The organism is Cryobacterium zhongshanensis (assembly GCF_022760445.1).
Lineage (GTDB): Bacteria > Actinomycetota > Actinomycetes > Actinomycetales > Microbacteriaceae > Cryobacterium > Cryobacterium algoricola.
The window spans coordinates 1556587-1569534 of the sequence record NZ_JALGAR010000001.1 but is presented as its reverse complement, the minus strand read 5'-3'; the positions used below and the strand labels follow the sequence as shown (position 1 = coordinate 1569534).

Annotated in this window: 14 protein-coding genes; all 14 read right to left on the bottom strand. The window is 70.1% G+C overall.

What is annotated here, in order from left to right; all coding sequences use genetic code 11:
* Positions 1-5 precede the first annotated feature (5 nt).
* The 14 genes from trpA to MQH31_RS07075 all read right to left on the bottom strand — a co-directional run bounded on the left by trpA (position 6) and on the right by MQH31_RS07075 (position 12946).
* The gene (gene trpA / locus MQH31_RS07140; RefSeq protein WP_134531938.1) at positions 6-815 is read right to left on the bottom strand and encodes a tryptophan synthase subunit alpha; all 810 of its coding nucleotides are present in this window, start codon (positions 813-815) and stop codon (positions 6-8) included.
* Between the two features lie 20 nt (positions 816-835).
* Positions 836-2047, bottom strand: a complete 1212-nt coding sequence (gene trpB, locus MQH31_RS07135) for a tryptophan synthase subunit beta (RefSeq protein ID WP_243011443.1) — start codon at positions 2045-2047, stop codon at positions 836-838.
* A 3-nt stretch (positions 2048-2050) separates the two neighbouring features.
* Positions 2051-2821: an indole-3-glycerol phosphate synthase TrpC gene (gene trpC / locus MQH31_RS07130; RefSeq protein WP_243011442.1), complete on the bottom strand. Its 771-nt coding sequence runs from the start codon at positions 2819-2821 to the stop codon at positions 2051-2053.
* Positions 2822-2825: 4 nt separating this feature from the next.
* The gene (locus MQH31_RS07125) at positions 2826-3053 is read right to left on the bottom strand and encodes a DUF6704 family protein (protein ID WP_134531941.1); all 228 of its coding nucleotides are present in this window, start codon (positions 3051-3053) and stop codon (positions 2826-2828) included.
* Positions 3054-3171: 118 nt separating this feature from the next.
* Positions 3172-3819, bottom strand: a complete 648-nt coding sequence (locus MQH31_RS07120; RefSeq protein ID WP_243011441.1) for a Trp biosynthesis-associated membrane protein — start codon at positions 3817-3819, stop codon at positions 3172-3174.
* Complete coding sequence (locus MQH31_RS07115; protein WP_279238344.1) at positions 3820-5403, bottom strand: anthranilate synthase component I; 1584 nt, start codon at positions 5401-5403, stop codon at positions 3820-3822.
* Positions 5400-5789 (bottom strand): phosphoribosyl-AMP cyclohydrolase, encoded by a 390-nt coding sequence (gene hisI / locus MQH31_RS07110; protein ID WP_243011440.1) that lies wholly within the window; start codon positions 5787-5789, stop codon positions 5400-5402. Before hisI ends, MQH31_RS07115 begins: the two co-directional genes overlap by 4 nt.
* Complete coding sequence (hisF, locus tag MQH31_RS07105) at positions 5789-6550, bottom strand: imidazole glycerol phosphate synthase subunit HisF (protein ID WP_243011439.1); 762 nt, start codon at positions 6548-6550, stop codon at positions 5789-5791. The genes hisI and hisF overlap by 1 nt, the downstream gene beginning before the upstream one ends.
* A gap of 38 nt (positions 6551-6588) precedes the next feature.
* A complete protein-coding gene (hisG, locus tag MQH31_RS07100) occupies positions 6589-7428 on the bottom strand; it encodes an ATP phosphoribosyltransferase (protein ID WP_243011438.1) in 840 nt (279 codons plus the stop codon).
* 72 nt (positions 7429-7500) lie between these two features.
* Positions 7501-7764 (bottom strand): phosphoribosyl-ATP diphosphatase, encoded by a 264-nt coding sequence (locus MQH31_RS07095; RefSeq protein WP_134531947.1) that lies wholly within the window; start codon positions 7762-7764, stop codon positions 7501-7503.
* A 24-nt stretch (positions 7765-7788) separates the two neighbouring features.
* Positions 7789-8457 (bottom strand): ribulose-phosphate 3-epimerase, encoded by a 669-nt coding sequence (gene rpe / locus MQH31_RS07090; RefSeq protein WP_243011437.1) that lies wholly within the window; start codon positions 8455-8457, stop codon positions 7789-7791.
* Positions 8458-8573: 116 nt separating this feature from the next.
* Positions 8574-9965 (bottom strand): RsmB/NOP family class I SAM-dependent RNA methyltransferase, encoded by a 1392-nt coding sequence (locus tag MQH31_RS07085; RefSeq protein WP_134531949.1) that lies wholly within the window; start codon positions 9963-9965, stop codon positions 8574-8576.
* Positions 9962-10879 (bottom strand): methionyl-tRNA formyltransferase, encoded by a 918-nt coding sequence (gene fmt, locus MQH31_RS07080; protein ID WP_243011436.1) that lies wholly within the window; start codon positions 10877-10879, stop codon positions 9962-9964. The genes MQH31_RS07085 and fmt overlap by 4 nt, the downstream gene beginning before the upstream one ends.
* Positions 10880-12946 carry a primosomal protein N' family DNA-binding protein gene (locus tag MQH31_RS07075; protein WP_243011435.1) on the bottom strand — a complete coding sequence of 689 codons (2067 nt, stop codon included), beginning with the start codon at positions 12944-12946 and terminating at the stop codon, positions 10880-10882. It abuts the gene before it with no gap.
* Positions 12947-12948: the final 2 nt, after the last annotated feature.

Here is a 12948-nt window from a genome sequence, read left to right as displayed (position 1 = left end):
TTACCCTAAACGGCGGCGCGAATCCCGCTGGCCCCTGCGGCAAGCCGGGCGGCGAGTTCCCCGAGTGCCGGGACTCCCCCGTCGGACAGCGCCTTGACGAGCGCGGAGCCGACAATGGCGCCGTCCGCGTAGCCGAGAATTTCGCGGACCTGCTCCGGGGTCGAGATTCCGAGGCCGACGCACGCGCTCGTGGCACCGGCGAGCCGAAGCCGGTCGACCAGGATGCGGGCGGCGGAGTCGACGTCGGAACGCGCTCCGGTGATGCCCATGGTGGAGACGGCGTACACGAAGCCCCGGCTGACCTCGACCGCGTGGGCGAGCCTCGCGTCGGAGGACGACGGCGCGGCGAGGAAGACCCGGTCGAGGCCGGTGCGGTCGCTCGCTGCGAACCAGTCGGCCGCGTCGTCGGGGATGAGGTCGGGGGTGATCAGGCCTGCCCCGCCTGCGGCGAGCAGGTCGTCGGCGAAGCGGTCGACCCCGTACTGCAGGATCGGGTTCCAGTACGTCATCACGAGGACCGGGGCGTCGACGCGTGCGGTGATCGCCGCCACCGCCTCGATGCCGTGCCGGAGCCGGAAACCGTTGGCGAGGGCCTGCTGCGTGGCGGCCTGGATCACGGGGCCGTCCATCACGGGGTCGGAGTACGGCAGTCCGAGCTCGATGATGTCGACGCCGTTCTCCGCGAGGGCAACGGCCGCCTCGATGCTCTCGTCGAGGGTGGGGAATCCGACGGGAAGGTAGCCGATCAGGGCTCCGCCGCCCTCTGCCCTGCGCCGGGCGATCGTGGCTTCGACCCTGCTCGTGCGGTTGGGCATTGTTCCAGTCGTCGTTGCGGTCATAGCTGCTGCGCACCCTCGTCGAGCAGGTCGAAGTATCGGCCCGCCGTTTCCATGTCCTTGTCCCCACGACCGCTGAGGCTGACCAGGATGGTCGCCTCCGGTCCGAGTCGTTTGCCGAGCTCGAGGGTGCCTGCGAGGGCGTGGGCCGATTCGATCGCCGGGATGATGCCCTCCGTGCGGCTGAGGAGGCGGAAGGCGTCCATGGCCGCGGCGTCGGTGACCGGCAGGTACGTGGCCCGCCCGATGGTCGAGAGCCAGGAGTGCTCGGGCCCCACACCCGGGTAGTCGAGCCCGGCCGAGATGGAGTGCGATTCGACGGTCTGGCCGTCCTCGTCCTGGAGCATGAGGCTGCGGGCCCCGTGCAGGATCCCCGGGCGTCCCTTGGTCAGGGTCGCGGCGTGGCGCGGGGTCTCGACGCCCTCTCCGCCTGCCTCGTACCCGTAGAGGGCGACAGTGGGGTCGTCCAGGAAGGCGTCGAAGATGCCGATGGCGTTGGAGCCGCCGCCGACGCACGCCGTGACGGCGTCGGGTAGCCGGCCGGTGAGGGAGAGCACCTGGGCGCGGGCTTCTTCTCCGATGATCTTCTGGAAGTCGCGCACCATCGCGGGGAAGGGGTGCGGACCCGCGACGGTGCCGAAGATGTAGTTGGTGGTCTCGACGTTCGTGACCCAGTCGCGCATGGCGTCGTTGATGGCGTCCTTGAGGGTGCGTGACCCGGTGCGGACGGAGACGACCTCTGCGCCGAGGAGGCGCATCCGTGCGACGTTGAGGGCCTGCCGCTCGGTGTCGACCTCGCCCATGTAGACGACGCACTCGAGCCCGAACAGGGCGGCGACGGTCGCGGTCGCGACGCCGTGCTGGCCGGCGCCGGTCTCGGCGATGACCCGGGTCTTGCCGATGCGCTTGGTGAGAAGCGCCTGGCCGAGGGCGTTGTTGATCTTGTGGGAGCCGGTGTGGTTGAGGTCTTCGCGCTTGAGGATCACCCGGGCACCACCGGCGTGCGCGGCGAACCGCGGCACTTCCGTGATGATGGACGGCCGGCCGGTGTAGGTCTTGTGCAGTTCCATCAGCTCGGCCGAGAAGGCGGGGTCGACCCTGGCCAGCGCATATTCGCTCGTCAGTTCGTCGAGCGCCGCTACGAGCGACTCCGGGACGAACCGGCCGCCGAAGTCGCCGAAGTACGGGCCTGTTTCAGAACGCAAAGACATAGACTAGACCGCCAGAAATTCGGTGAGAGTGAGGATGGGATCGTTCGTGACGAGCGCTTCGCCGACGAGGACGACGTCGGCCCCTGCTGCACGATAGTGGGCGACGTCCGCGGCCGTCTTGACCGCAGATTCGGCGACGCGGACGACGCCGGAGGGGATCCGGTCGGCGAGGCGGCCGAAGAGCTCCTGGTCGAGCTCGAACGTCGACAGGTTGCGGGCATTGACGCCGACCAGGCTCGCACCGACATCCAGTGCACGGTCGACCTCTTCGGCACTGTGGGTCTCCACGAGGGCGGTCATGCCGAGTTCGCGGACGAGGGTCTGGAGGGACCCGAGGGTGGCCTGGTCGAGTGCGGCGACGATGAGGAGCACGAGGTCGGCTCCCGCCGCCCTGGCCTCGAGGACCTGGTACGGCTCGCCGATGAAGTCTTTGCGGAGCACGGGCACCGAGACGGCCGCCCGCACCTGTTCGAGGTCGGCGAGGGAGCCGAGGAAACGACGTCCCTCTGTGAGCACGCTGATGGCGCTCGCCCCACCGAACTCGTAGGAGACGGCGAGGGCCGCAGGGTCGGAGATCTCGGCGAGGGTGCCCCGGGAGGGACTCGCCCGCTTCACCTCCGCGATGATCTTGACCCGGTCGGCCGGCGAGAGGGCGTGCAGCGCGTCGATGGCGGGGGCACGATCGAGGGCCGCCGATTCGACGGCGGCGAATGGACGGGTCAGGCGCCGTTCTGCGGCGTCCGACAGGGCACCGGCGAGAAGTTCGGAAAGCACTCGGCTAGTGACTCTCGTGCGGAGCGGCGTCGGCGACGCCGTAGCCCAGCCGGCTCAGGATGAATCCGACGATGGGGCCGAGGACGAGGAGGACGACAGAGGCCCACACCAGCCACGGCACAACGAGGAAGAAGGCGACGGTGCCGATCGTGATCGCGACGAGCATGACGATGACGGCCGTCCAGGCCGCGATCGAGTGGCCTTCGCCTGGGTCTACCGACTCGAAGCTCATGGTTCTCCTTATTAGCGTCAACTGCATACGCGGGGCGTCAACTGCGTACGCAGGGGCGTCAGCTGCGGACGCGTGGATTGTGGGTCCTGGTGCGGCTCAAGTCTAGCGGCGACGCCGATCACCGGTCGCCCTCCGTCGTGGTGGGATCGTCACCGCGGGTCAACCCGTCCCAGGTGATGACGGCATCCTCCCGCTCGTCAGCACCGGCGGAGGCAGCCAGCTGACTGCCGGGTGCACCGTCGGCCGCCTCGAAGCGCACGGCCTGGTATCTGCTCGTCGCCCCGGGCCAGCGGGAACTCGTGACGAGGATGCCGACACCGGCTGCGGCCATGATCACACCGGCCGCGAAGCCGGTGAAGGCCCAGGGCGTCAGGGCCGCAGCCGTGACGCCGTCCTGGATCGAGGCATTGCCCGCGATGCCGGTCGCCTTGGTGATGGCGGCCGCGCTCGCGGCGGCGGGATTCCCGATGGCGAGGCCCGCACCGAGGGACACCGAGAAGCCGAGGAGCACCTCGAGAACGCCGAGCACCACCCGGATCACGGGGCCCGCGATCGTGAGTGCCCCGGCGAGGGCGATCCCGGCGAGGGCGAGGGCGCTCAGCGCCCCTGCCGCGGTCGAACCGCTGATCGGGAGCCGGACGGTCGAGGAACCCTGGACGACGCTCACGTCGATCCAGACCTGGCTCCAGGCGAGGAGGGCGAGCCCGCTCGCGGCGATCACGAGGAGCACCAGTCGGAGCTTGAGGGTGCGGCCGGTCCGCTTCACCTAGTGCACCCGCTTCATGGCGTTGGCGATCGCAACGGCGCGGAGCGGCGCTGCGGCCTTGTTGACCGATTCCTGGAACTCGCTCGCGGGATCGGAGTCCGCGACGAGGCCTCCTCCGGCCTGCACCCTGGCCACGCCGTTGCTGATCGTGGCCGTGCGGATGGCGATGGCGAGATCCGCGTCACCCGCGAACCCGAAGTAGCCGACCACTCCCCCGTAGACGCCGCGCTGGGTGGGCTCGAGTTCGTCGATGATTTCCAGCGCCCGCGGCTTCGGCGCCCCGGACAGGGTCCCTGCCGGGAACGTGGCGCGGAACACGTCGATGGCCGTCTTCCGCGGCAGCAGGTTGCCCTCGACGGACGAAACGAGATGCATGATGTGGCTGAAACGCTCGATGCGTTTGAATTCGGTGACTTCGACGGAGCCGGGTGCGCAAACCTTGAGCAGGTCGTTCCTGGCGAGGTCGACGAGCATGAGGTGTTCTGCGCCCTCCTTGGGGTCGCCTGCGAGCTCGGTTTCGAAATCGGCGTCCTGCTCTGGGGTACTTCCGCGCGGCTTGGATCCGGCGATCGGGTGGGTGAACACGCGCCCGTTCTGCACCTTGACGAGGGCCTCAGGCGAGGAACCGACGATCCAATACGGCTCGCCGGACGGGGACTCGAGGCCGAGCAGGTACATGTACGGGCTCGGGTTGAGGCTGCGGAGCACCCGGTAGACGTCGATCGGGTCCGCGGTGCAGTCCTGGTCGAAGCGCTGGGAGATGACGACCTGGAAGATGTCCCCGTCGACGATGTGCTGCTTGGCGGTGTCGACGGCGGCGATGAAGTCGTCGCGGCTGGTGCGGGCGCGCATGGTCGCGGGGGCGGACAGGTCGACCTCGGCGAGCCAGGCTTCCGCCGGCACGGCCAGCCGGGCCTGCATCGAGTCGAGCCGGGCCTGCGCTGCGGCCCAGAGCGTGTCCGCTGCATCGATCCCGTCGTTGAGGACGTTGGCGATCAGTTGGACGGTGCCGAACTTGTGGTCGATCGCGACAAGGTCGGCAACGAAGCTGAAGGCCTGGCCGGGCACGTCATAGTCGGCCGTCGGCTGGTTGGGCAGACGTTCGAGCTGGCGGACCGCCTCCCAGCCGATGAAGCCGACGAGACCACCGGTCAACGGCGGGTGCTCCGGGAGCCGCGGCGTCTGCCAGCGGGCGTACAGGGTGGCGAGGGCCTCGAGCGGCGGCTGGGCGGCCGCCGGGCCGAGGACGCGTGCGGCATCGACGCCGTACGGGATCCACCGGGTTTCCGAACCCTGCTGGGTGAGGACACCGAAGGACGATACCCCGACGAAGGAGAACCGCGACCAGATGCCGCCCTGCTCCGCCGATTCGAGCAGGAAGCTGCCCGGTTGGCCGGCCGCGAGCTTGCGGTAGATGCCGACGGGGGTCTCGCCGTCTGCGAAGAGTTCGCGGATCACGGGGATCACGCGGTGCCCGGCCATGAGGGCGTCGAACTGTGCGGCCGTGGTGGTTCCGGCCGTGGTCGTTCCCGTGGTCGTTCCCGTTGTCGTTCCCGTTGTCGTCGTGGGGGCATCCGTCGTCATGCGCGTTCTCCGTCTGTCGCGACGGGCGTTGCGCCGTGGGCGACGTCGATGTCCCGCCCGTCGAAGCACGTGCGGGTACCGGTGTGGCAGGCCCCGCCGACCTGGTCGACCTGCACGAGCAAAGTGTCAGCGTCACAGTCGAAGGCTGCGCCGTGCACGTATTGCGCGTGCCCGGACGTGTCGCCCTTGCGCCAGTATTCCTGGCGGGAACGTGACCAGAACGTCACGCGGCCCTCTGTGAACGTCCGCCGGAGGGCTTCCTCGTTCATCCAGCCGAGCATGAGCACCTCCCGGGTGTCCCACTGCTGGATCACGGCGGGCAGGAGGCCGTCCGAATTGAAGACGGCGATCGCGAGAGCGTCGTCTATGGTCTGCAGGGGTGTCATCAGCGCACCACGAGTCCTTCCCTGGCGAGTTCGTGTTTGACGTCTCCGATACTGAGCTCGCCGTTGTGGAAAACGGATGCCGCGAGAACGGCGTCCGCGCCCGCCCGGATCGCGGGCGGAAAGTCCTCGACCTTGCCGGCTCCGCCGGACGCGATCACCGGCACGGTGCTGAGTTCCCGCATCAGGGCGATGAGCTCGAGATCGAATCCGGCCTTGGTGCCGTCGGCGTCGATGGAGTTGACGAGCAACTCCCCCGCGCCGAGTTCGATCGCGAGTCTGGCCCAGGCGAGGGCGTCGAGGTCGGTCTCGGTGCGACCGCCGTGAGTCGTCACGACGAACCCGGACTCCGTGCGGCCGCTGCGCTTCACGTCGAGCGACAGCACGAGCACCTGCGAGCCGAAGCGGTCGGCGATCTCGCCGATGAGTGCTGGACGGAGGATCGCGGCGCTGTTGACGCCGACCTTGTCCGCTCCACTGGCCTGAAGGCGGGAGACGTCCTCGACGCTCCGGATCCCGCCGCCGACGGTGAGCGGGATGAAGACCTGCTCCGCGGTGGCGCGGACGACGTCGTACGTCGTCGCCCGGTTGTCGACGGTCGCGGTGACGTCGAGGAACGTGAGTTCGTCCGCGCCCTGCTCGTAGTACCGGCGGGCCAGTTCCACCGGGTCGCCGGCGTCCCTGAGGTTCTGGAAGTTGACGCCCTTGACGACCCGGCCGTTGGCCACGTCGAGGCACGGGATGACCCGCACGGCAAGACTCACGATTGCACCTCCGGAGCTATTCTGCCCACGTTCGGGCCCTAGAGGCGGGCGTTGTGGATGGCGCTGATCAGGATGGCCCTGGCGCCGAGCTCGTAGAGGGCATCCATGATGTGGTTCGAGTCGTAGCGCGGGACCATCACGCGCACGGCGACCCAGTCCGGGTCGTGCAGGCTCGACACCGTCGGCGACTCGATTCCGGGAGCCAGCAGGCAGGCCGCGTCGAGTTTCCCGAGCGGGATGTCGTAGTCCATCAGCACGTACTGGCGGGCGACGAGCACACCCTGCAGCCGGCGGAGCAGCGTGTGGATGCCGGTGTTCTCGTTCTCGGAGCTGATCAGCACCGCCGTCGATTCGAGGATGACCGGGCCGAAGATCTCGAGGCCGGCCTTGCGCAGGGTCGTCCCGGTCGAGACGACGTCGGCGACGGCATCCGCCACACCGAGCTGGACGGCGGACTCGACGGCGCCGTCGAGGGTCACGAGGGTGACCGTGACGGAGTGTCGGGCCAGGAAGGCTTCGACGAGGCCGGGGTAGCTGGTCGCGACGCGGAGCCCTTCGAGGTCGCTCAGCTCGGCGAAGCGGCCGGCGGGGCCGGCGAAGCGGAAGGTCGAGTCTCCGAAGTCGAGGCTCGCGATCTCGCGTGCCGGTGAGCCGGAATCGAGCAGCAGGTCGCGGCCGGTGATTCCGACGTCGAGCGCGCCGCTGCCGACGTAGGTGGCGATGTCGCGCGGACGCAGGTAGAAGAACTCGACGTCGTTGCGCGGGTCGGACACGACGAGGTCGCGCGGGTCGCGACGGCCGGTGTACCCGGCCTCGTGCAGCATCTGCGCCGCGGTTTCGGACAGGGAGCCCTTGTTGGGCACGGCAATTCTCAGCATCTCAACACTCTCAGCAGGTCAGTTCGTGGGGTGGCGTCTCGGGGGTATCTGCGGCGCCGGCCGCTGCACTCTTCAGAGGTGCTTGTAGACGTCGGCGAGGGTGAGCCCCTTCGCCAGCATCATGACCTGCACGTGGTAGAGCAGCTGGCTCATCTCTGCGGCGGTTTCCTCGTCGCTCTGGAACTCAGCGGCCATCCAGACTTCGGCGGCTTCTTCGACGATCTTCTTGCCGATGGCATGCACTCCCGCGTCGAGTTCACGGACGGTTCCGGAGCCTTCCGGCCGGTTGAGTGCTTTTTCGCCCAGTTCAGCGAAGAGGTCGTCGAATGTTTTCACACCCCTAGGCTACTAGTGCGCGTACTAGTGCGCGTGCGAGTGCGCGGTCGCGGCCGTCCTCAGGAGCGCGATCCGGGCCGCGGGATCCGGGTAGCCGAACACGCTCGAGCCGGCGACGAAGGTGTCCGCGCCTGCCTCGGCTGCCACGACGATGGTCTCCTCCGTGATGCCGCCGTCGACCTGCAGCCAGACGTCCCTGCCGCTCGCGCTGACGGCATCCGCTGCGGCGCGGAGCTTGCGCATCGTCGAGGGCATGAAGCTCTGGCCGCCGAAACCGGGCTCGACGGTCATCACGAGGATCTGGTCGAACTCGGCGAGGAATTCGAGGTACGGCTCGATGGCGGTGCCCGGCTTCAGGGCGATGCCCGCACGCGCACCTGCCGCGCGGAGCTTGCGGGCGAGCGCGACAGGGTTCGTCGTCGCCTCGCCGTGGAAGGTCACCGAGAACGCGCCGGCCTCGGCGAATTTCGGGGCCCAGCGTTCCGGATCCTCGATCATGAGGTGCGCGTCGACGGGGAGCGCGGAAACCTGCATGATGCGCTCGGCGACGGGGAGCCCGAAGGTCAGGTTCGGCACGAAATGGTTGTCCATCACGTCGACGTGCACGAGGTCGGCGGTGCGGATGCGGCCGAGGTCGCGCTCCAGGTTCGCGAAGTCGGCGGCGAGAATGCTGGGACTGATCCTGATCGGCATGCCTTCACCCTAGCGCCGCGGGCGCCCGTCGCAGGCCCCGCCCAGACCCCTGAGGTGTCGCATATCGACCTTCATCCGCCCGGCGAACGTCGATCTGCGACACCTCACGAGTGCCGTCAGGCGGTGCGTTCGAGCAGGGTGATGAACATCGCGTCGGTGCCATGCCGGTGCGGCCAGAGCTGCACGCTCGTTCCGTCGCCCGGCAGGTCGAGCGGGGTGCCGCTAAACCCCTGCACGACCGCGGCGGTGTCGACGGCCCGTACCCGGTCGCCCCATTTCTTGAGCGCCGTCGCGACGATGCCCCGGCTCTCCGCGATGTGCGGCGAGCACGTGACGTAGGCGAGGATGCCGCCGGGCTTCAGTGCGCCGAGGGCCGCGTCGATCAGGCCGGACTGCAGGTCGGAGAGTTCGGCGACGTCGCGCGGGAGCTTGCGCCAGCGCGCCTCCGGGCGGCGGCGCAGGGCACCGAGGCCGGTGCACGGTGCGTCGAGCAGGATGCGGTCGAATTCCTCCGCGTGGTTGACGGCGATGCGGGTCCCGTCGAGTTCCCAGACCGGCACGGTGCCGGGAACCGCCGCGAGGGCGCGGCGCACGAGCGTGGCCCTGGCCGGAACGAGCTCGTTCGCGACGAGTTCGGCGCCGCCCGCGAGCGCTTCGGCGGCGAGCAGGGCGGCCTTGCCTCCGGGTCCCGCGCAGAGGTCCAGCCAGCGTTCGCCTGGTGCGACGGGGCGGGCGCGGCTCAGGGTGAGCGCAGCGAGCTGCGAGCCCTCGTCCTGCACCCGGATGCGGCCGTCGTGGTCGGTGACGAGGTGCACGGGGTCTCCGCCCGCGAGCACGAACCCGACCGGGGAATATTCGTTGGGGCGGCCGAGGCCCGCGGTCTCCTCCGCTGTCGTGATGCCCGGCAGCGCGACCATGTTGACGCGGGGGGCGGCGTTGTCGGCGATGAGCAGGTCTTCGAGTTCGGCCTCACGGCCCTCGAGGCGCAGCGACTGCCGGAATGCACGCACGACCCAGACCGGGTGCGAGTGTTCGGCGGCGAGGCGGTCGTCCGCTGAGCCTGCCCCGGAGAGGACCCGTTCGCGCCATTCCTCCGGGGTCGAGCGGGAGATGGTGCGGAGCACGCCGTTGGTGAAGCCCGTCGCGGCGCGGGAGCCGACCTGGCGGGCCAGTTCGACGGATTCGTTGACGGCCGCGTGGGTCGCGACGCGCGTCGCGAGCAGCTGGTGGGCGCCGAGACGCAGCACGTCGAGGATGGCCGGGTCGATCGCGGTGACCGGCCGGCCGGCCGCTTCCGCGATCACGAGGTCGTAGTAGCCCTGCATGCGCAGGGTGCCGTAGGTCAGTTCGGTGGCGAGGGCGGCATCCGCCGTGCTGAGTGCCGCGCGCTGGATGCGGGTCGGCAGCAACAGGTTCGCGTAGGCGTCCGACTCGCGGACGGCGGCGATGACCTCGTAGGCGACCCGGCGGGCGGGCTGGACGAAGCCCTGGTGCTGTTGGACGCTCATGAGGCGACCACGTCCGTCGCCGCCATGCCGCGCCACCAGTCGATTGCCTTCATCTGTGTCTTTCCAGCCGGTTGCACCGTGACGAGCTCAAGCGGCTCCGTCCCGGTTCCAACCAGCACTTTCTTGTCGAATTCGCGAATCCCGCCCGCCGGAAGCGGCTGGGCGCCGTGGGTCGGCGCGAGGTCGAGGACCTTGAGGCGCGCGTCGCCGAGCATGGTGAAGGCTCCGGGTTCCGGCGTCACGCCGCGCACCCGGTTGTAGACGGCCTCAGCGGATGCGGTCCAGTCGATCCTGGCGTCGGCGAGGCCGAGTTTGGCGGCCGTCGTCGGCTCGCCCACCTGCGGCACCGCCTCGATCGTGCCGGCCTCGAGCCGGTCGACGACGCTCCTGAGGAGCACGGCGCCGCTGTGGCTCAGGGACTCGAGGAGCCCGCCGGCGGTCGCGTGCCGGGAGATCGGTTCGGAGAAACTCGCGAAGACGGCGCCGGCGTCGAGCTCGGCGACGAGCTGGAAGACCGCTGCCCCCGTCCGTTCGTCGCCGGCCATGATGGCGCGCTGCACCGGTGCGGCACCGCGCCAGCGCGGCAGCAGCGAGAAGTGCAGGTTGATCCAGCCGAGGCGGGGAACCGAGAGCAGGGGTTCACGCACGAGCCCGCCGTATGCGACGATGACGCCGAGGTCCGGTTCGAGGGCCGCGATCCGGTCGGTCGCCGCGGCGTCGAGACGATTGGTCTTGAGCAGCGGAAGCCCGAGCCCGGCAGCGGCCTGCGCGAGGGGCGACGGGGTGAGCACCCGCTTCCGGCCGAGGGGGGCATCCGCCCGGGTGATGACCGCGGCGATGGAGTGCGGAGAGTCGGCGAGGGCCTGGAGACTGGGCACCGCCACCTGGGGCGTGCCAGCGAACACGAGTTTCATTTAGAGCAGCTCCGGGTCGTCGAATCGTACTTTGAGTGTAGGTGCCGGGCGGAAGGCAGCGCCCTTCGGCCGGCGGCGGCGCGCTGCATTGCGCACAATCGCGGCCTTCACGAGCCGTGCGACGTCGTCGCCGTCCACGTAGTTGAATCGCACGACGGCCCGGACGAGCGGATCGACGGTGGTGACCGGACCGAGCACGTCGAGCCCGGGCAGGTCCGCGAGGTCTTCGACCGCTGCTGCGACGTCGGCGGCGGTTCCCGTGACCGAGGCGACGCGCACGGCGGGCGGGAAGCGCAGCTGCCTGCGGTCCGCGAGTTCCGCCGCTGCGAAGGCACCGGGCTGCCACGCGTTGAGGGCGGTCGCGAGTGCCCCGCCGACGCCGGCGAGCATGACGGACGCGCCGGGTGCCGCGAGGGCGGCTGCGTTGCTCCACCACCGGAGGCAGTCTTCCGCGACGCCGAGGGATTCGCGGGCGAGCATCTTTTCGCCGTCGAGCAGGAGGATCGCCCGGTACCCGCCGGTCGGGATCGGCTCGGCACCGCGCGTCGCGACGACGAGCGCCGGTGCCGCCCCGATCTGCTGCAGCGGATGCTCCCCGTCGGCGACGAGGACGAGCGCGCCGGGAAAGGCCCTGCCCAGTTCCTCGGCGGTTCGCCCGGTTCCAAGCGACATCACCCGCAGGGACGTGCCCGCGCAGTGCACGCAGCTCCAGCCGGCGGCGAGCTGGCCGCACCACCGGCAGGACGGCACGGCATTCGCGCTCGCGAGGGCGAGCGGTCCCTGGCAGTGCGTGCAGCGTGCCGACTTCTTGCAGGTCTGGCAGGCGAGGGTCGGCGCGTAGCCGGGGCTCGCGACCTGCACGAGGACCGGTCCGTCCGCGAGGGCGGCCCTGGCCACCTGCCAGGCGGCGGAGGGGATCCGGTTGGTCCGCTCCTGCCGGTCGGGGGCGAGCTGGAATTCAGTGGGAATCACCCGGGGATGACGCGGACTCAGGGGATGCGCTTCGCCGAGAAAGCCCAGTTCGAGGAGCCGCTGCACGGGGACGCTTCGGGTGTGCCCGAAGAACATCAGTGCGCATCCGCTCAGGCTCTGGCGGACCAGTGCGGCGTCGCGGGCGTGGACGTACGGACTGAGCGGTTCGGAGTGCAGGGGGTCGCCGTCGTCCCAGAGCAGGATCGCCCCGAGGTTGTGTGCAGGCGCATAGACGGCGGAGCGGTTGCCGAGGATGATCCGCGGGGTGGGTTCCAGGCACGCGAGGAAGGCCCGGTAGCGCTCGGGATTGGGCTGGCGGGCGTCGACCCTGCTCACGGCGGCTGCTGGCGCGCAGGCGTCAAGGGCGGCCTGGAGCTGGTCCTGGTCCCGGTAGTCGGGAACGCAGAGGATGGCGCTTCGCCCGCTCCGCACCGTCGCCGCCGCGAGTTCGGCCATCGTGGTGGCCCAGTGACCGACGGTGCGGCCGTCGGGCAGGGCGACGAGGGCAGGCACGGCGGCCACGCTCAGGCGTGTGCGCTCTGCGAGGGCCGCGTCGAGCAGCCCCGCCGGGTAGTCTGCGAAACCGGCGGATGCCGCCGGTTCGGTTTCCGGCACGGGTTCGGGTTCCGGAGCCGGTTCGTCCTGCTCCGCTGTCGCCTGCTCCTGCGCGGCGAGCCAGGCCTTCTCGACCCGCACCGCGCGGGTGGGGATCGCGAGCCGCAGCACATCGCTCGCGTTGCCGGCGGCGCGGTCGGCGACCCGACGGGCGAGACGCCACACCTCCGCCGTGAGCACGGGAGCCGCGGACACGACAGTCTCAATCGGGCTGAGGGTCCCCTGAAAGGAGGCGTCCTTCGCCGGTTCGGTGCCGGATACCGGGGCGTTCAGGGTCGCGAGGACGATTCCCCCGGCATCCAGGACCTCGATCAGGTAGCCGTCGGCGACGCGCCCCGCCGACCGCAGGGGTACCCGGACCCGGACGCCTGGCCGCGCGGCCGCGGCGAGGTCGTCCGGGATTCCGTAGTCGAAGAGGTGGTCGAGCTGGGGCAGCGTCGACTCGATCAGGACGCGTGCCACGAGGCCCGTGCGTCCCATGA

Coding starts and splice junctions, on each gene's coding strand:
- trpA (WP_134531938.1), bottom strand. CDS start 815: ATGCCCAACCGCACGAGCAGGGTCGAAGCCACGATCGCCCGGCGCAGG.
- trpB (WP_243011443.1), bottom strand. CDS start 2,047: ATGTCTTTGCGTTCTGAAACAGGCCCGTACTTCGGCGACTTCGGCGGC.
- MQH31_RS07125 (WP_134531941.1), bottom strand. CDS start 3,053: ATGAGCTTCGAGTCGGTAGACCCAGGCGAAGGCCACTCGATCGCGGCC.
- MQH31_RS07115 (WP_279238344.1), bottom strand. CDS start 5,403: ATGACGACGGATGCCCCCACGACGACAACGGGAACGACAACGGGAACG.
- hisI (WP_243011440.1), bottom strand. CDS start 5,789: ATGACACCCCTGCAGACCATAGACGACGCTCTCGCGATCGCCGTCTTC.
- hisG (WP_243011438.1), bottom strand. CDS start 7,428: ATGCTGAGAATTGCCGTGCCCAACAAGGGCTCCCTGTCCGAAACCGCG.
- rpe (WP_243011437.1), bottom strand. CDS start 8,457: ATGCCGATCAGGATCAGTCCCAGCATTCTCGCCGCCGACTTCGCGAAC.
- MQH31_RS07085 (WP_134531949.1), bottom strand. CDS start 9,965: ATGAGCGTCCAACAGCACCAGGGCTTCGTCCAGCCCGCCCGCCGGGTC.
- fmt (WP_243011436.1), bottom strand. CDS start 10,879: ATGAAACTCGTGTTCGCTGGCACGCCCCAGGTGGCGGTGCCCAGTCTC.
- MQH31_RS07075 (WP_243011435.1), bottom strand. CDS start 12,946: ATGGGACGCACGGGCCTCGTGGCACGCGTCCTGATCGAGTCGACGCTG.